Consider the following 17,891-nt stretch of genomic DNA (forward strand, 5'->3'; position numbering starts at 1 on the left):
CTTGCTATGTACGAGCCATATAGACGATTACTTTTGCCACATTTTGGCTGCTTGCTGATCGCTATCACGCGCTTCAACCCACTTAGCGCCAGTATCACCGGCTTCAAGCTTCCAAAAAGGCGCTTTCGTTTTTAAAAAATCGATTAAAAACTCACATGCCGCGAAAGCTGCTTTACGATGAGCGCTAGTCACACCAATAAACACAATTTGTTCACCAAGCGATAACCTACCAACTCGATGAATAATCGTCACTTTATTTAAAGGCCAACGTTCACAAGCCTGTTGGCTAATCTGCAGTAATACCGATTCAGTCATACCAGGATAATGCTCTAGGGTTAAGTCAGTTACAGCACTACCATCGTTAAAGTCCCGTACTTTGCCAACAAAATTAACCACGGCACCGTCCTGATTATCACAGGCAAGTAAGGCGTATTCATCAGCGACACTAAAGTCTTCCGTATGGACTCGTACAGCAATTTGGTTACTATGATGATCCATGTTATCCCCCTGTGACTGGAGGGAAAAAGGCCACTTCATCGCCGTCATTTACCGGTGAGTCCCACTGGCTCATGGTTTGATTAATCGCCACCAGCAATTTGTCTGATGCCAACACTTTCGCCCACTTATCATCAGTAGCGGCAAGCGCTGCACGTAATGCTTCTGCAGTATCAATATTATCGCCACTATGTTCGACTTTAGCGGTGCCTAATAGCTCACGGATTTGCGCAAAAAATAACACTTGGATCATAGTGGTCTCTCAATGCATTTATTTATAAAATATACTGGGTGTACGTTAGCTCATAATGGGCGGATTAGGCTTTAAAATGGCCAGATTTCCCGCCACGTTTTTCAAGCAAACGAACTTGAGAAATAATCATGTCTTTTTGTACGGCTTTACACATGTCGTAAATGGTTAAGGCTGCCACAGAAGCTGCAGTTAGCGCTTCCATTTCAACACCGGTTTTACCCGACAACTTACACAAACTGGTAATGCGCACACGGTTATGCTCAGGCTGAGCTTCAAGCTCCACTTCCACCTTAGTCAACATCAAAGGATGACATAATGGGATCAAATCAGATGTTTTCTTTGCCGCTTGAATACCGGCAATACGTGCGGTAGCAAATACATCGCCTTTGTGATGGCTGCCATTCATGATCATGGCTAAGGTATCTGGTGCCATATCAATAAAAGCTTCAGCGCGGGCTTCGCGCTCGGTGACGGCTTTTTCAGTCACATCGACCATATGGGCATTGCCATCGGCGTTAATATGGGTAAAAGGATTGTTCATGCTTTTTACTGCCTTAATCAAATTCAATGTCCATCGACTGAGCGTCACAAGTATTGCCGCGTCAGTCGGTTTAACTCAATGACGGCTTAACCACCAATAGAGGCGAGGTGTTGAGTCACACCGGTAATGCCTTGATGTAAAAAGTGGGTTTCTTTTTTCTGCGCTAATTGACCGTGTAAGCGGCTAATTAATTCATCTCGCTGCGAAGGGTTTTGTATTAAATCGCGTAAATCGACGCCATTTTCAGTAAACAAACATAAATGCAATTTACCCTTTGCAGAGACTCGTAAGCGGTTACAGCTGGCACAGAAATTCTTTGCGTAAGGCATAATTAATCCAATACGACCTTGATAATCTGCATGGCTGAAGTTTTGCGCAGGACCATCATCAACACTTGGCAAGTCATATAACCAGCCTTCTCGCTCAAGTTGTTTTTTAATGTCTACACCCGCTAAATGATGTGCATTGAAATAATCGTGACCTAAGCCAGTTTCCATTAATTCAATAAAACGTAAATCAATAGGCGTGTTTTTAATCCACTGTAAAAAACGCGGTAAATCTTTGTCGTTTAAGCCTTTCAACAACACGGCATTGACTTTAACTCGCTCAAAACCCGCTTCAAGAGCCGCTTCAATGCCACGCATCACTTGGTCGAATTTATTTTCGCCAGTGATTTGGTAAAACATTTTAGGATCTAAGCTATCAACTGACACATTAATACGTCGTAAACCTGCGTCATACCATTCTTTGGCATGCTGCTGTAAACGATACCCATTGGTGGTCATCGCTACGGTATTAATATTAGGATTGTCGGCAACGATCCGCACAATATCTGTGAAATCCTTGCGTAGAGTGGGCTCGCCACCAGTGATACGAACTTTTTGTGTGCCTACTTCACCGAAACCGGCAACCAGATTTTCAATCTCGTTGAGCGTTAAGAAGGTAGGTTTACCATCTGGACGATATCCGTCGGGTAAACAATAAGTGCATTTGAAATTGCAAACATCAGTAACTGACATCCGCAAATAGTGAAATCGTCGACCAAAGCTGTCTTGTAGTTGGGACATGTTAACCTTTCCAAGTGTGGGAGGTGAGTGCATTTCTTTACTCACCCCGGTGGCAAAATTACCACGGCTAACTGCCCATATCATTGACGTAGGGCAAAAAGCTCGGAGAACCGTCAGACCCAATTATAGGCCTAATTACCGCTATACAAATACCCCTTTAGGTGAATATCTTGGATCGAAAGACTATATCGTTGACTATTTGTGACTCGACTCACGCTAACAAGATTGTGTTTGCCACTGTGACAAACGTTCATTTTGCGGTAAGGTGAGTAAAGGATAAACGATCGTTTACTTATTTTAATCGTTATAAAAAACAATAAACCCGCAATGAACGGGAAACTTTGAAAGGTGAGAAGATGGAACGCGAGTCAATGGAGTTCGACGTAGTAATTGTCGGTGCTGGCCCTGCAGGTTTAGCGACCGCTTGTCGTTTAATGCAAATATCTAAAGATGCCGATAAAGAAATCACCGTTTGTGTGGTAGAAAAAGGCTCTGAAGTGGGTGCTCATATTTTGTCGGGTGCGGTATTCGAACCTGATGTACTGGACGAATTGTTTAATGATTGGCGAGATTCAGACATCCCGCTAACCACTAAAGTCACTCATGACGAAATCTACCTGCTTAACTCAGAAACACAATCTCGCTTAATGCCCAACAGCTTAGTGCCTAAAACCATGCACAATGATGGTAACTACATCATTAGTGTGGGTAACTTAGCCCGCTGGTTAGCCAACAGAGCCGAAGCCATGGGCGTAGAGATTTTCCCTGGTTTTGCAGCCAGTGAATTACTGTTTAATGAAGACAACAGTGTTAAAGGTATTTTAATCGGTGACATGGGTGTTGGTGAAAATGGTCAACATAAAGACAGCTATATGCCGGGTATGGAATTACATGCCAAATACACCGTATTTTCAGAAGGCTGTCGTGGCCATCTAGGTAAACAACTGATCCAAAAATACCATTTAGACAATGGTAAAACACCACAACATTATGGCTTAGGCTTTAAAGAAATTTGGAAAATCCCTGCTGAACAACATCAGCAAGGTAAAGTGGTTCACACTGGTGGTTGGCCACTCGTGAATGGCTCATCTGGTGGTGGCTTCCTATATCATATGGAAGACAACCAAGTTGCTGTAGGGTTAATTATCGACTTAAATTATAAAAACCCTCATCTCAGCCCATTTGATGAATTTCAACGCTATAAAACTCACCCTGTAATTGCCGCAACATTAACGGGCGGAGAGCGATTATCTTATGGCGCACGAGCCATTGCCAAAGGTGGTTTAAACTCACTACCGAAAATGAGCTTCCCTGGTGGTTTAATTATTGGATGTAATGCGGGCACACTTAACTTTGCTAAAATCAAAGGCACGCATACAGCGATTAAGAGCGGTATTATTGCAGCAAAAACCTTAGGTGAAGGCTTAATTGCCGGACTAGAAGGTGGCAAAGATCTTGACTGTTTCCAAGACCGTTTCGAAAAAAGCTGGCTTCATGAAGAGCTTTATAGCTCGCGCAACTTTGGCCCTGCCATGCATAAGTTTGGTACGCTACTCGGTGGCGCCTTTAACTATATCGACCAAAATTGGTTTGGTGGTAAGTTTCCGGTGACCTTTAGAGACACCACTCCAGATTATGCCACGATGGGGCTAGCGAGCGATTACAATAAAATTGACTATCCTAAACCTGACGGCAAGTTGAGTTTTGATAAGTTATCGTCGGTATATCTGTCGAATACTTTTCATGAAGAAGATCAGCTGTGTCATTTACATCTAAAAGACCAAAGCATCCCAATATCGGTAAACTTAGTTAAATTTGATGAACCCGCGCAACGTTACTGTCCTGCCGGTGTTTATGAAGTGGTTGAAGAAGCCGGTGACAAAAAATTTGTCATTAATGGTCAAAATTGCATTCATTGTAAGACCTGTGACATTAAAGACCCAAGCCAAAACATTACCTGGGTCACACCAGAAGGCGGCGGCGGGCCAAACTATCCAAATATGTAAGCGAACCAATCGTTAAAATATTGGCACAGTCAATAAAACGCACTTAAATATAGGTGCGTTTTTTTTGTTTTATCGACTATCATTACCCACATAAAATCAAAACAACCTACACCAAAAGACTATTTTGCTGATTGAATCAACTTAACAGCAAAATAACTATCAATTTATTGCCATTGTGTCCGATATACCATAGAGATACTCCCTAGAGGCTGTTGTAGATGAATACACTTACCATTAAACAAAAAATATTACTGACCGTGACGGTTGCTGTATTGCTATCGACGATCTTAGTCGGATTATTAAGTCAACGAAGTGCAAAGCAAGTTGTTGAGCAGCGGATGCTAAACTCGGAAATGCCGAGCTTACTCATGCAAATTCGCAATGAAGTCGACCTCGAAATCCGTAGTTTAATCAATGCTTCGGAACAGTTAGCGAATAGCCGAATGTTGCTAGAATGGCTTCAAAATGGTCGCCCGGCGGACCAAGAAAACCTCGTTATCGCAGAACTTAATGACATGAAAAATCAATACGATTTAGTTCAAGCGTCTTACGCCGACAAAGAAACTGCGGCCTACTATACTCAGGATGGTTTTTTGCGAATATTAAATCCAGAGCAAGATGGCTGGTTTTTTGACTACCGCGATAGTAAAAAAGAGCGTTTGTTGACGGTTTATACCGAAGCCAATGGTGAAGTAAAACTTTTTATTAGTTACCAACAGCCCAATGGTCGTGGCATGGTTAGTCTAGCCAAATCGTTAGATGATATGGTTAATTTATTGGCTTCATTTAAAATTGAAGACAGCGGGTTTGTATATTTAGTTGATACTAAAGGTGAAGTCAAACTGCATCAAGATACGAACAAAATAGGTAAAAGCAAACTCAGCAACTTGTACCCTAATGCCAACACTAACCAATTGTTAAATAAAAGTAACTTTAATTTAGTCAAAGCCGATGTTAATGGCCAACACATGTTGATTGCCAGTAGCTACATTGAGTCGATGGATTGGTACTTGGTTGCTCAAGTACCTGAAGCAGAAGTATTTGCCCTGCTACAAAAATCGGCTTATCAGATCTTACTATGGACAATACTCATCGCGGCGGTATTTATTGCCATTTCGATTACTGTTGCTGGTTCGGTTAGTCGTCCTATTGCACATATTGCCGAATTATTTCGTAACATTGGTGAAGGTGAAGGTGATTTGCGCCAAAGACTACCGGTTAATGGTGATGACGAAATTGCCCAGCTTGCCCGAGGCTTTAATAGCTTCATCAGCAAAATCCAAGATACTGTAGTCGAAGTTGCTAAAACCAGTGAGCAGCTAGGTTTATCGGCACTTGATGTATCAAACCAATCCAATCAAACATTAGCTGATAGCCAGTTACAAAAAGACCGTACCATCATGGTTGTTACTGCTATTAACGAAATGGGCGCCACGGTTAATGAAATTGCTAGCAATGCAGCTCAGGCAGCTGTCACCGCTCGTGATGCAGATACTGAATCAGTTGATGGTCAAAAAGTTGTAACCCGTGCACGTTCGACTATCAATCAGTTGTCTAAAGACGTCGAGCAAGTCGGTGAAGTGATTGAGTCGCTTGCAACTCACACTAAATCGATTGGCAGCATTTTAGATGTTATCCGTGCCATTTCAGAGCAAACAAACTTACTGGCACTTAACGCCGCGATTGAAGCTGCTCGTGCTGGAGAAGCAGGACGTGGCTTTGCTGTCGTTGCAGATGAAGTGCGTAACTTAGCTTCTCGAACTGCGGCGTCGACCAACGAAGTGCAAACTATGATTGATAAACTTCAATCAGAAACTAGTCGTGCTGTTAACGCTATGGAGCAATCTCGTAGCCGCTCACACGAAGGTGTTACAGCTGTCGATGAAGCAAGCCAGTCGCTAAGTGGTATTAGCGAACGTATTGCACTGATTAGCGATATGAACATTCAAGTGGCTGCTGCGACAGAAGAGCAATCTACTGTGGTTGAAGACATTAATCGTAATGTGACCGAAATCAACGATATTACTCAGCGAACAGCAGATACTGCTCACGCGGCTGCAAATGCGAGTAAATCATTGAATCAGTTAGCCAGTAGACTTGATATCTTAGTGGCTCGCTTTAAAGTGTAGTCCGTAGTTAACTCACTTTAACAAAAACGCCACTCATTTGAGTGGCGTTTTTTTATGGCCATTCTATTCGACCATCACGACATTCTTGTAGTGCGGGTTACTTAATAAACCGGATAGTGAGCGGGTATTGATAAGCTATGCCATCGTTAGCTTTAACAATAGCGATAATAGTACAAATAATATCAAGCAATGCTAGAGCGGCTAATAGTATTACTCCCACACCAATCAAAATTAATATTGCAGATACCATGGCATATATCATTAAGCTCAATTTAAAATTAAGACAGTTCTTTCCGCATTGATTGGCAAACTCAAATTCATCACGCTTCATTAACCAGACAATTAAAGGGCCTAAAACACTTCCTAGCGGAAATACGTAACCGGCAAAACTGGCGGCATGGATCAATAACCCCATATCTTTGGCTTGCTTGCTAACGTCGTCTATCGGTTCAGTCATTTGATATTCCTTATCATGTTATTTTTATCATATCGTTCTTATCATACTGGGAGGCATTAACTGGCGTTGCCATATAAGCGCATTGCCCAATCTTCTATACTTTGCAGATCTAGTCGGCGTTGTAATGAGTTAACCCAACTTTGCGCTAAGCCTTCGCACCCAAGCAATGTCTGATATTGTTCTGCATCAAATTCAGCTAAAAAATAAATCTGCATCGCTTTAGCCACACTGATATCCGATTTTCTTTCTAGCAGAAAAATACTGTCACTCGGACGAATGTCACCTTCAGACAGCACCCGATAAAACCAACCGCACATACGACTTTCTTGCATGGCTAAGGCAAATTTAGGATGGCCAAACTGTAAATTGAGCTTAAAACAAGGAGAGCGAGATTGAGTCACTTGTAAAGTCACGTCGCCAATTTGAACGATGTCACCGATATTAACCTGTGCTTCATTAAGGCCAACGGTACTGATATTTTCACCCATTGAAGGGGCATCACAAAACGTAGATATTAAATCCCAGCGGCGATATTGACCATAATGCTCACGCGGAAAATGATGCAACACCCTATCGAGGCCGCCGTGATGTTTAGGGTCGGCCTCGCGATTGCCGATTACGTGGTCAAATTGCACGGTCAACTGCTTAGCAGCATGTTTTTGGTTAATACAACTGGCAACACCGTTATGCATTTGCACTTGGTCACCTAAATACAGCCCAGAAATACTCTTTACCAATCGCTTACTCATCCAGCATACCCTTGCTTAAGCATGATTATAGAGTGCCAATATACCCAATTTTCAGACAAAAAAAAGCCTTACTGGGGAAGAGTAAGGCTATAAATAAAATGGGAGATAATATAGCAAAAATAATAGCTGAGAATAGCCTGAACCATTAGACACTATAAAAGTTGTTTAGACGGGCTCATCATAAAGGCCAACAATGACACTAAAATGACAAAGTAATACTATTTGATTTATCCGCATACACTTAACAGATACACAATGTTCGTCAGCAAACCATCACTTAAGCCAAATTGGGTTTAGGCTAGATACTGCTTAAGTGCCTCACCAGGAATCGAGCTTTTTGTTGCTACCGCAAATGATGCCCACAACGCACCTTCATGCATCGCATCTGTAATAGACATTTGCTCGCATAGGCCATGAATAACGCCTGCTGCATAAGCATCCCCTGCTCCCGTAGTATCAACCACATCGGCAATGACTGCTGGCACATGCTGTTCTCCAGCAGCGCTGTACACCATCGCCCCTTTGTCGCCGTCGGTCACAATAAAGTATTCTAATGCATTGCCTGCAATAGCCTGTGCAAATCGCCATGGATCCTGGTTGCAACGACCTTGCATATCAGTAATTGACGCAATCAACACATGACAAGGACGATTACGCTCATCCTTGGCTAATTGCGATATCACTTTGCAGTTAGGGTTGCTCACCATCGCATCAGCTGCCCAAGCACCAGCGCCTTTGGCAGAAGAGTTAATATAAAAAGCATCCCAATGTTGCCAGTCTGGTGGTGCAGGAAGTTCAAAAATAGGTCGCTGAGGTCGAATAATGGTTCGTTCACCATCAGGCGTCATCACCAGTAACATCTCACAAGTATTACCAACAAAACGATGAACTAAACGACAATCAAGCCCTAAGGTACTGGCTTTAGCTAAAATCCAGTCGCCGATGTCATCGCTACCGACTTCACTTACCAGTGAAACATTATGTTGAGCCCACACTAAACCTAATCCCGTGTTTGCGCCGCCGCCACCTAAACGCAATCCACCATCCTGATAATGAAATCGACCACCCGTTTGTAAGGGCTTATCAAGCATTAAAATGCGATCACAATTGATATTGGCAAGCAAAAGAATATTGGCCATGCAACTCACCTAAAAAACGTAGATAAAAAGAGCCTTGAGTATAACAAAAAGGCCGTGATAATCACGGCCTTTGCTAATCTAAACAAGATTACATATCAGTTGCGCCAAGTGGTTGTCGTAATTGGGCGCGCACATTGTCCATACCAGAGTAAAACTCCTTCATCATCAACAACCCCAACATTTTGCCATTATCGGTTACGATCAATTCGTCTGGATTAACTGGGTCATTTTTAAGGGCTCCCATGGCTTTCATTGAGGTCATTTCTTTAAACAACGCAGTGTCTAAATTAACGTTAAAAGTGTCACGGAAATATTTACGCGATAAACGCCCCGAAAACATTCCTAATAAAAAGCGATATTGCATCACTTCTTTTAATTGATATTTTTTCTGTTGCTCAACGGCCATACGACCTTCAGCAATACGTTGTTGGTATTTTTTCAGTGAAAATGTATTCACGTATAGGGTGTCATTTAAAAAACTAAACGAGCCAGAACCGACACCGAGATATTCATCATAATCAATAACATACTCATCAAAACCTTCATCATTGGTTTTACCAAACGCCCAAGCCGACAATTGTGTATATTGCCCCGTCAAGTGATTTAAAATCTGTCGATACTGATTCACCATGTCACCATGAGGTGCAGCTAACTGACCTTTAACGCTTTTACGGGTCTGGTGGGTAATCATCAATGGATACGTGGTAATTTGGCGAGGGTCGAGCTTAGAAGCCATTTCAAGATCCGACTGAATAATCTCATCCGTTTGACCACGGAAACCGAAAATGAGGTCGACATTGATGATCGGAAACAATTCTTTTGCCGCCATAATGCGGTCAAAGGTTTGTTGGCCAGAGCCAAACTTGTCTAAGCGATCGGTCATTTTTAAAATGCCATCGTCAAAGCTTTGTACCCCAATCGACATTCTGTCTACTAGGCCTTTTAATTGCTTAAATTCAGGGCTGGCTAAATGTTGTGGATCAGACTCACAAGACACTTCTTTAATGCCAGGAAACAGATTTTTTGCATGCTCGATGGTACGAGCTAACTCGTCTTCAAGCACAGTAGTCGTGCCGCCGCCAATGTACATAGACTCAAACTCATAGCCCAAATCTTTGGCCATTTGCATCTCTTTGCGCAGCGCGACAAAGTATTCGCGCGCTTTATCTTCGCGGAATAAAAAACGGTGAAAAGTACAAAATGAGCACAAGGTATGACAAAACGGAATGTGGGCATACAACATGTACTTTTTGCCTTCAACAGGTTTAGGCATACGGTCTGTAGAAATGGTGTCTAGACGTAAATTTTTATCAACATAATACTGCATCACCCGCTCCATAGAGCTGATCATCCAATTGGGGACGGTAATATTAGATTGATAAGGTTTAATCAACTCTTGGCTGGCTGATTGAATAATTGAAGACATAAAAAATCCTAACTGAATGAAGCCCTGAGAGCAAAACCATTGAATAACAAGCGCTAATAAAAGACGCATACCATAAGCAGAAAAACAAAATATCACTTTAGAGATAGCTAAAATGTGAGATAGCTAATAGATATGCAAACTAGCACGGTTATCATCGCTCATTTGTTAAGCAGATCATGTTTTAGACATTGCTGTTGAGCAATGATGAAAGGATTATCACGAGAATAAAACAATAATAAAGACAAATAGATAACACACAGCAAGCTACACGTACAACTAAAGTCGGATACGCACACAATAAACAGCATTGGAAATATTAACTAGCGTTTATTAAAGAGTCACGAGTATGACGCATCAACCAATTTAAATGAAATCATAAACAGAGCTTGCTGATTAGGGTACACCGTTTGAATAAGCTGTTTTAACTCGACCAATGGCAAGCTTTCTTGAGTAGCATGAAACTCATTAATATCATCAAATGCTAATGGCTCCACAGCCAAAATAATGATATCGCACACCTTAATATGGTTTTCGAGCGTAAACACTTCAACCTGGCTGCTGGGCCGATAATGATTTTCGCTGGCATCACGAATGGTTATCGTCTTCAGCCCCGATGCAACTAGTGGCGTTAAAAACTCAAAAAAGGTAATTTGCGTAGGGGCAGTCATCGGTGGCAACCTTCATTAACACTATAAAGTGCCCATCAAGAGCACATTAGTTAAGCTCAAATTCGCATTATAACCTAGCGCACTCGCCAGGGCTTTGATCAAAGTAGCGTTTAAACTCACGGCTAAATTGAGCCGTACTTTCATAACCCACCTGAGTTGATACCTCTTTTACTTTTAGATTCTGCAGTTGTAATAACGCTTTGGCTTTATTGAGGCGAATCTTTTTTAAATATTGTATTGGTGATGAAGCAGTGACTTCTTTAAAGCTACGATGGAATGCCGACGGGCTCATATTCACCAAGCTTGCTAGTGTGTCTACTTCAACCGACTCACCATAATGTTTATGAATGTAGTTAAGGGCTTTTTCTACCCTCGATAAACGGGTATGACTTAACGACAATGCATAAAGTGGTGCTGCATCTGGTGAATCTAACAAGCGATATAATAATTCAAGCACTAACGCTTCACCCATTACTTTTGCTTCTAACGGCGACTGCAATGCCTGTAATAACCGAATAACACTGCAATCCATATCTTCAGTATTATCAGCAACAAAAAAACCACTCTGGCGTGACTCGTTTAAATCTTTAGGGATTTGATGATGCTCATCCATTAAACGGATAATGTAATTGAGTTGTACTAAATCAATATCAACCATCAACACCAGCACAGGTTCTTCAATGCTGGCAAAGGTTTCACATTCTACTGGCAATGGCACGGTCATCACTAATGAGTGCTGACGGTCATACTCAAAGGTTTGATTATCTAAATAGACCCGCTTTTTACCTTGGCCAACAATAAGCACGCCTTGTGAATAGCACATTGGCCCGCGCGCACCATATTGTGAGCTACGAAACACGTGCACGCCGGATAAGTGAGTATCATTGACCCCTTCTTTTGGGGCAAGCTGTGCCATTAATGTTGCTATCTCATTCATACTCTTCCCCTCAGAACAAATCATGACGCAGATATTACCAAAAAAACAGTAAAAGGTATTAAAATTATCAATAACTAGTCATATAAACACAAATAAGATAGGAATAGGCATGAACACGACAGTTCTGTGTATGTTTATTTAGACTCAAAGGGCTATCATAGCTACATGATTTATCGTTGCTGTTGTGTACAAATAATCTATATACACAATCAGCCACTTATTTGTTTCAATGCTAAACCAAAAGGCAACAATTATGCTTAATTTTGATTATCGTAACCCTACTCATGTTGTTTTCGGTAAAGACCGTATTGCAGAGTTAGACCAACTTGTCCCAGCAAATGCAAGAGTATTAATCACTTACGGTGGCGGCAGCGTACAACGTTTCGGCACACTAGATAAAGTTAAAGCAGCATTAGGTAACCGAACAGTATTTGAATTTGGCGGTATTGAAGCTAACCCTAAGTACGACACACTGATTAAAGCGGTTGAAGTTGCTCGTAAAGAAAATATCGACTTCTTACTCGCTGTTGGCGGCGGTTCAGTGATGGATGGCACCAAGTTTATCGCCCTTGCAACTCAATTTGATGGTGATACAGCCAGCTTATTACATCACGGCTTCACCCCAGTTCCAGTGGCGAATGACAAAGTTATTCCACTTGGCGTTATTGCTACTCTGCCAGCTACGGGTTCAGAAATGAATGCCTTTGCAGTGGTCAGTTATCAAGGTGGTAAGTTCCCAGTAAACCACCCATGTGTCTACCCAACATTTGCAATGCTTGATCCTGAATTAACCTTCAGCTTACCAAAAATTCAAGTGGCCAACGGTGTTGTCGATGCGTTTGTGCATGTGCTTGAGCAATATGCGACTTACCCAGTTGATGCCCGCGTACAAGACCGCATGGCAGAAGGTATTATGCGTACCCTCATTGAAATTGGCCCAATCACTGTTGAAGAGCCAACAAACTATGATGCCCGTGCCAACTTAATGTGGAGTGCTACATCTGCCTTAAATGGCATGATAGGCACAGGCGTGCCGTTAGATTGGTCTACTCACATGATTGGTCATGAACTAACCGCACTATTCCATATCGACCACGCACAAACATTAGCAGTTGTATTGCCATCATTATGGCGTGTGTTGAAAGAGCAAAAGCACGCTAAATTAGTGCAATACGCAGCACGTGTTTGGGATATCACTGAAGGTGATGAAGCGAGCCGTGTAGATCAAGCCATTGATAAAACAGAGGCTTTCTTCAAGCAAGTGGGTTTACCGGTACGTTTACGCGATCACGGTGTAACGCAAGAACAACTTAGCCTAGTAGTAGATGCTTTAGAAGCTCACGGTATGACAGCGCTGTCTGAAAGCGGCAAAGTCGATTTAGCCACCAGCCGTAAGATTTTAGACATGGCGTGGTAATAGCTCTTATAACCCAAACGATGCACTTATTCATCGGTGGACTTGAGTGACTATCTGATACGAAAAAAGGGCTTAACAATGGTTATCATTGTTAAGCCCTTTTTTGTTACCCAAAAATGAGCGGCGCATTAGCCCCTATACAAAAAATGAATGCCGTATTAAAGAGAGAAACGAAACCACGCAGCTCGGTTAACGATTAATGCGGCGTAACGTTTGAGAATAAATTCATCACAACGACACCGACTAAAATAAACGTCATACCCACCAGTGCACCTAAATCGAGTTTTTGCCCATACATCACCCAAGCGATAGCTGTAATTAACACAATGCCCAATCCAGCCCAGGTAGCATAAGCAATACCAACAGGGATACCTTTTAGTGCTAGGGATAAAAAATAAAAAGACAACACATAGCCCACGACAACTACTATTGAAGGCGCTAATTTTGAAAATCCATCACTGGCTTTAAGCGCTGAAGTGGCTACCACTTCAGTTAAAATGGCTACACTTAAAAATATCCAACTTTTCATTTTTACATTCTATAGAGACAAAACAGCCGCGAAGTATAAAGATTAAACAATAAAAATACAGCCTTCGATTTTAGATGTGCTACTTCACGCGACACATGATCAATCGCTACTATCCCTTGTATTTACATTAGCTATCGGTTTATGTTGTTAATATGTTAACTGGCATTACACCTATTTAGCGGTGTAATAGGACTTAAACGATATTAATGATTGGACTTGGTGGTTGAGTGAAGGGACTTACAGCAGTTTTGCTATGTGTATTGTTATCGTTATGCTCGATGCATATACCTGCAACGGCGGCTCAGTTAACCGTTCAAAAAGAGACTAAACAACAAACCAGTTCAGCATTAGAACAATGTAAAGCCCGTATAAAACAGGTGTCCCCCCAAGCCAGCTTGAGCTTTTGCAGCCAACAATTCAAAATATTAGACATTGATAAATACCCCATCGTTGCCGCCAAGTTACAACTAACCTTATATGATATTTACCAAGAGTTAGGTGATAAGGTAGCTACGGAACAAATGCTTGATGAGGTTAAAAACAGCGCTGCATTTACTCAAAATGTCGATGTTCAATATCTTTGGTTACGTAAGAAAGCCGCGGAAAAACTTTATAGAAAGTCCTATCAAGAAGCTAAAACCTTATTTGAACAAGCTTTTAGCATTGCTAAAACCCAAGAGTCAGATATTTGGTTGGCTAAAAGCTATAACGATTTAGCACTAACTGAACAGTATTTGAATCAATATGACAAAGCATTGAGTTACTACCAGAAGAGTTTAGCGATTAAAGAGGCTCTAGGTAATGACTTTAATACTGCGATAACCCTCAACAACCTTGGTCTAATTTATAAAAAACTCGAAAAATTTAAAGAGTCCCAGCGCTATTTTGAACTCTCACTGGAGCATTACTTACGCTACACCAGTCATAATGTAGATATTCATGTTATCGGTTATATGTCGCATCTCTACGGAAACCTTGCTGAGATATATAATATAAACAACCAGTTTAATAAGAAAAACTTCTACAGTAATAAGGTCATCGAAGCCTACAACGATAACCTTGTCGGTGACGACAGGCTTTCTGCGCTCATTAATGTAGCCACCATCCATATCAATGCTAATGAATTTACGCCCGCTCTAGATGTCGCCAACACATTATCGGAATATTTAACCCGCGATGACCATTCGTTTCATGACGTAATTTTCTATTTAAAAGCCCAAATAGCCACACATCAAAAAGATGCGACTCAGGCAATAAAATTTATTGAAAGCGCAATGGACTATAGCGACACAAAACAAGATTCATTGCAAAAAATGAACATTTATCACTACGCAAGCGAGTTATATTATGACAATGGTCGCCCTTATGAGTCCCTGGTTTATCTAAAGAAATATCAACAGTTGCACGAAACCTTATTGGAGAAAAAATACAGTGAGAACATTAAAGTCATTCAAAGCGATATAGAGAATGAACGCGTGCAACGAGCGTTAGCAGAAGAGCAAATTGTCAGCCAACAGAAGAGCCAAAAAATTGATAAATTACTTAATTTAATCCTTGGCATCACCAGTGTTGGCTTGTTAGTCGGCTTTATTGTGAGCTTTTATATTTATAGAAAACGTAAAGCCCAGCAGCATTTAATGACCATAATAGAGTCACATAAGCAGCAATTATTTTTATTATCGAATGACGATACAGCAGAGCAAGACGACGCCCAGCAACAGGAATCTACGCCATTATCGCCTTCAGAATTAACAGCTTCTTTTGCGGAGTTATTAGTGAATACTATGATTGATTGCATCAGTATTTGGGAGAAAAGCACTAAAACTAATAAAGTAGAATTAGCCGACAGAAGCCAAATTTGGACGATATCTATCGATTCTGGCCGTCTAAGAACACGTTCTTTAGATAAATACCTACAGGTAAAAAAATTACCCGCTAATCCACGCTGGCGTAATGTGGTTAAAACATGTCACTTCATTTTATCTGAATGCCACCTGTCAAATGATGATAGGACATTACTGACCTCGCACCTTGACCAAATAATGCAAGTGATCAAGAGCGAGTCATTAGGCACATCGTAATCTGTTACTTTCGGGCTTACCCGCCTTTTTTGAGTAATGGTTGTTGTAGTTTCATGTCGCGTACACTGTCTCTGACTACTGGCTTGAGTACATTTTTATACACACAACTAAATTTTATTCCTTCGGATAACGAATAATCACTTTGTTGTGCTGTCGCAGGGTCTATTCCCACTAAAAAGCTATTGGGTGCAATAAACTTTGGCATTAGATTATTGTTTTGATCTTTGATATTAATCGAAGCGTAAGCATTACACATCGATACAGCCACAAGTCCTGCGATATTGATTCGATTTGTCACGCTATTAAGATCGGGTGAATTAACATTATTGTCTTGTAGCTTCATGAATGGGTCTATCACACCATGAAAGCCCCCTAAATCATCTATTTCAACTTCCGGTTGCTGCATCTGACGAGTATTCATCGACTGCGGTGCACCATTTGTTGCAGCTGCATGATCATTGTGTAATGTCAGTTGTTTATTCGTCATCCACTTTTCAATATCAAAGTACTGAGCACGGTAATGATACTGTTTAATCATATCCATCTCGCTCAATTCAAAAGTGATTTCGGTTTTAATCGCCGTGCTGACTGGTGTGAGCTCATTAAATGAAAGTTGGTGCGCTGATGCGCTACCAACACAACTAAGCAAAGTGACTAGGGGTAATATGTATTTCATAAAATATCCTTTTTAGAATGAATGCATCATCTTAGACGCTATGCATTTCCATTTTTATAGTCCACTAAATACTAGGGTAAATTTGGGTAAAACACAAAACGCCCCCTTTTTAACCCTCTAACTTTACTGACTTTTTTATCTTAACTGTTAGTTTTAACTCAGCTTAAGTCATTAAGCATGATTCAAACATTTACTAAACCAGAATAAGGAAAGTCAGGATGAGTATACTCAAAAAAACATTAATCAGTATGTGCCTAATGAGCGCATCTGGTATGGTCGCAGCAACCCCAATAACCGCTAACGTTACCGCAGACAATGATTTCATTGTGGTACATTCACCAGGTAATGGTAGTTCACCTACTGTGGTATATCGTGGTGCGAATGGCAGTAATTGGAAAAAAATTGAATCACTCAAGTTCGATATCGACAACTCAGCACAATCACTAGAAACCTGTTCAGTCAGTGTTATTGCATGGGGAGATGGTAAAGTGTCACAGGGTATGGCGGCTATTTTTAAAGGCGATAGCACGATTTATACCGGCTCAGGACATTTTAAAGCACACCAATCTTCGACGCCATCGTCTGGTTGGGCACAAACAGGCGGACCTAATGCAAGTCAAATTAATACATTAATTGCGGACTCGTTAGCTAATGGCCAATCACCTTACCTGTTGCCTGGCTCTGTCGCAGGAGGCACTTCACCCTGGGGGACGATGAACTTCCCTCTAGCCAGTAATGTCAATGTGAATAATTTTCGCTGGGCATGGTCGACAAGTAATTTAGCCCAAAAAACCTATTCTGTATTTACCGCTGCCTGTGGGGATATCGTTGAAGCGGCACCGGTTGCTGTCCATATGCCTGGAGAACACTTCCAATGTTATGGGGTGCGAAAAGCAGATAAACTTCGTGAAGAAACCATTATGATAGAAGATCAATTTGGTAAAACCCGTGCAGTGCTAGGCAAGCCGGTATTGCTGTGTAACCCTTCAAGTAAAATTCATAATGAAAAGCTTTATAAAATTCGTGATGAAGAGCGCCATTTGGTGTGTTATGACTTTGTAAAGCAAAATAAAGTCAAAAGCCGTAATCTTGAGATCAATAATCAGTTCGCACCCGATGAACTAATGAATGATCAACGAGAGCTGTTCTGTGTACCGTCGAGTAAGAAGCACTTAGGCCCAATTAAACCAAATAAACCTGGTAAGCCAATTCCACGAGAAATGCAAAGAGCTGAAATGAAACCATTGAAGCAGCGATAAAATAGCCATTAACCAAAAAGTCAGTGAGTAACCTCTCTGACTTTTTAATAATATAACAAGGA

The 17,891-nt window shown here is 41.3% G+C and carries 17 protein-coding genes and 1 riboswitch; of the genes, 5 read left to right on the forward strand and 12 right to left on the reverse strand.

Going from position 1 to position 17,891, the window contains the following annotated elements:
• Positions 1-27: 27 nt before the first annotated feature.
• From moaE to moaA, 4 genes are all read right to left on the reverse strand, one after another.
• A complete protein-coding gene (gene moaE / locus H5181_RS12605) occupies positions 28-498 on the reverse strand; it encodes a molybdopterin synthase catalytic subunit MoaE (RefSeq protein ID WP_182751191.1) in 471 nt (156 codons plus the stop codon).
• 1 nt (position 499) lies between these two features.
• A complete protein-coding gene (gene moaD / locus H5181_RS12610) occupies positions 500-748 on the reverse strand; it encodes a molybdopterin synthase sulfur carrier subunit (protein ID WP_011635576.1) in 249 nt (82 codons plus the stop codon).
• A 64-nt stretch (positions 749-812) separates the two neighbouring features.
• On the reverse strand, positions 813-1,289 hold the full coding sequence (gene moaC / locus H5181_RS12615; protein WP_182751192.1) for a cyclic pyranopterin monophosphate synthase MoaC: 477 nt from the start codon (positions 1,287-1,289) through the stop codon (positions 813-815).
• Positions 1,290-1,375: 86 nt separating this feature from the next.
• Entirely contained in the window at positions 1,376-2,356 is a 981-nt protein-coding gene (moaA, locus tag H5181_RS12620) for a GTP 3',8-cyclase MoaA (RefSeq protein ID WP_041413268.1), read from the reverse strand.
• A riboswitch (molybdenum cofactor riboswitch) is annotated at positions 2,344-2,476 on the reverse strand. Its footprint overlaps the gene before it by 13 nt.
• A 236-nt stretch (positions 2,477-2,712) precedes the next feature.
• Between moaA and H5181_RS12625 the strand changes: the two genes are divergently transcribed.
• Entirely contained in the window at positions 2,713-4,362 is a 1,650-nt protein-coding gene (locus H5181_RS12625) for an electron transfer flavoprotein-ubiquinone oxidoreductase (RefSeq protein ID WP_011635573.1), read from the forward strand.
• Positions 4,363-4,580: 218 nt separating this feature from the next.
• On the forward strand, positions 4,581-6,491 hold the full coding sequence (locus tag H5181_RS12630) for a methyl-accepting chemotaxis protein (protein ID WP_182751193.1): 1,911 nt from the start codon (positions 4,581-4,583) through the stop codon (positions 6,489-6,491).
• Between the two features lie 97 nt (positions 6,492-6,588).
• On the opposite strand, the gene H5181_RS12635 is transcribed toward H5181_RS12630, so the two are convergent.
• The 6 genes from H5181_RS12635 to H5181_RS12660 form a co-directional block, all read right to left on the reverse strand.
• Positions 6,589-6,948, reverse strand: coding sequence for a DUF4870 domain-containing protein (locus H5181_RS12635; RefSeq protein ID WP_102036998.1), 360 nt, complete (start codon positions 6,946-6,948; stop codon positions 6,589-6,591).
• A 56-nt stretch (positions 6,949-7,004) separates the two neighbouring features.
• Complete coding sequence (locus H5181_RS12640; protein ID WP_182751194.1) at positions 7,005-7,697, reverse strand: MOSC domain-containing protein; 693 nt, start codon at positions 7,695-7,697, stop codon at positions 7,005-7,007.
• A gap of 293 nt (positions 7,698-7,990) precedes the next feature.
• Positions 7,991-8,836 carry a PfkB family carbohydrate kinase gene (locus H5181_RS12645; RefSeq protein WP_123884330.1) on the reverse strand — a complete coding sequence of 282 codons (846 nt, stop codon included), beginning with the start codon at positions 8,834-8,836 and terminating at the stop codon, positions 7,991-7,993.
• Between the two features lie 88 nt (positions 8,837-8,924).
• Positions 8,925-10,262, reverse strand: coding sequence for a coproporphyrinogen III oxidase family protein (locus H5181_RS12650; RefSeq protein ID WP_011635568.1), 1,338 nt, complete (start codon positions 10,260-10,262; stop codon positions 8,925-8,927).
• Between the two features lie 338 nt (positions 10,263-10,600).
• On the reverse strand, positions 10,601-10,930 hold the full coding sequence (yqfB, locus tag H5181_RS12655; RefSeq protein WP_182751195.1) for a N(4)-acetylcytidine aminohydrolase: 330 nt from the start codon (positions 10,928-10,930) through the stop codon (positions 10,601-10,603).
• A gap of 67 nt (positions 10,931-10,997) precedes the next feature.
• Entirely contained in the window at positions 10,998-11,867 is an 870-nt protein-coding gene (locus tag H5181_RS12660) for an AraC family transcriptional regulator (RefSeq protein WP_123778649.1), read from the reverse strand.
• 253 nt (positions 11,868-12,120) lie between these two features.
• Here H5181_RS12660 and H5181_RS12665 point away from each other — a divergent pair, with 253 nt between their 5' ends.
• On the forward strand, positions 12,121-13,284 hold the full coding sequence (locus tag H5181_RS12665) for an iron-containing alcohol dehydrogenase (protein ID WP_182751196.1): 1,164 nt from the start codon (positions 12,121-12,123) through the stop codon (positions 13,282-13,284).
• A gap of 196 nt (positions 13,285-13,480) precedes the next feature.
• Here the strand turns inward: H5181_RS12665 and H5181_RS12670 are convergent, their stop codons facing one another.
• The gene (locus H5181_RS12670; protein ID WP_182751197.1) at positions 13,481-13,813 is read right to left on the reverse strand and encodes a multidrug efflux SMR transporter; all 333 of its coding nucleotides are present in this window, start codon (positions 13,811-13,813) and stop codon (positions 13,481-13,483) included.
• Positions 13,814-14,040: 227 nt separating this feature from the next.
• On the opposite strand from H5181_RS12670, the gene H5181_RS12675 reads away from it, so the two are divergent.
• Positions 14,041-15,894, forward strand: coding sequence for a tetratricopeptide repeat protein (locus H5181_RS12675; protein ID WP_182751198.1), 1,854 nt, complete (start codon positions 14,041-14,043; stop codon positions 15,892-15,894).
• A 16-nt stretch (positions 15,895-15,910) separates the two neighbouring features.
• On the opposite strand, the gene H5181_RS12680 is transcribed toward H5181_RS12675, so the two are convergent.
• A complete protein-coding gene (locus H5181_RS12680; RefSeq protein ID WP_011635562.1) occupies positions 15,911-16,570 on the reverse strand; it encodes a hypothetical protein in 660 nt (219 codons plus the stop codon).
• A gap of 218 nt (positions 16,571-16,788) precedes the next feature.
• Here H5181_RS12680 and H5181_RS12685 point away from each other — a divergent pair, with 218 nt between their 5' ends.
• Entirely contained in the window at positions 16,789-17,829 is a 1,041-nt protein-coding gene (locus tag H5181_RS12685) for a hypothetical protein (RefSeq protein ID WP_011635561.1), read from the forward strand.
• The last annotated feature ends 62 nt before the right edge of the window (positions 17,830-17,891 follow it).

Source organism: Shewanella sp. SG44-2, from assembly GCF_014164215.1.
Classification (GTDB): domain Bacteria; phylum Pseudomonadota; class Gammaproteobacteria; order Enterobacterales; family Shewanellaceae; genus Shewanella; species Shewanella frigidimarina.

Bases quoted from the DNA above. Each gene is read 5' to 3' on its own strand.
- H5181_RS12630 (WP_182751193.1), top strand. From the start codon at position 4,581: ATGAATACACTTACCATTAAACAAAAAATATTACTGACCGTGACGGTT.
- moaA (WP_041413268.1), bottom strand. From the start codon at position 2,356: ATGTCCCAACTACAAGACAGCTTTGGTCGACGATTTCACTATTTGCGG.
- H5181_RS12640 (WP_182751194.1), bottom strand. From the start codon at position 7,697: ATGAGTAAGCGATTGGTAAAGAGTATTTCTGGGCTGTATTTAGGTGAC.
- H5181_RS12645 (WP_123884330.1), bottom strand. From the start codon at position 8,836: ATGGCCAATATTCTTTTGCTTGCCAATATCAATTGTGATCGCATTTTA.
- moaC (WP_182751192.1), bottom strand. From the start codon at position 1,289: ATGAACAATCCTTTTACCCATATTAACGCCGATGGCAATGCCCATATG.
- H5181_RS12625 (WP_011635573.1), top strand. From the start codon at position 2,713: ATGGAACGCGAGTCAATGGAGTTCGACGTAGTAATTGTCGGTGCTGGC.
- moaE (WP_182751191.1), bottom strand. From the start codon at position 498: ATGGATCATCATAGTAACCAAATTGCTGTACGAGTCCATACGGAAGAC.
- yqfB (WP_182751195.1), bottom strand. From the start codon at position 10,930: ATGACTGCCCCTACGCAAATTACCTTTTTTGAGTTTTTAACGCCACTA.
- H5181_RS12685 (WP_011635561.1), top strand. From the start codon at position 16,789: ATGAGTATACTCAAAAAAACATTAATCAGTATGTGCCTAATGAGCGCA.
- H5181_RS12635 (WP_102036998.1), bottom strand. From the start codon at position 6,948: ATGACTGAACCGATAGACGACGTTAGCAAGCAAGCCAAAGATATGGGG.
- H5181_RS12650 (WP_011635568.1), bottom strand. From the start codon at position 10,262: ATGTCTTCAATTATTCAATCAGCCAGCCAAGAGTTGATTAAACCTTAT.
- H5181_RS12670 (WP_182751197.1), bottom strand. From the start codon at position 13,813: ATGAAAAGTTGGATATTTTTAAGTGTAGCCATTTTAACTGAAGTGGTA.
- H5181_RS12660 (WP_123778649.1), bottom strand. From the start codon at position 11,867: ATGAATGAGATAGCAACATTAATGGCACAGCTTGCCCCAAAAGAAGGG.
- moaD (WP_011635576.1), bottom strand. From the start codon at position 748: ATGATCCAAGTGTTATTTTTTGCGCAAATCCGTGAGCTATTAGGCACC.
- H5181_RS12665 (WP_182751196.1), top strand. From the start codon at position 12,121: ATGCTTAATTTTGATTATCGTAACCCTACTCATGTTGTTTTCGGTAAA.
- H5181_RS12680 (WP_011635562.1), bottom strand. From the start codon at position 16,570: ATGAAATACATATTACCCCTAGTCACTTTGCTTAGTTGTGTTGGTAGC.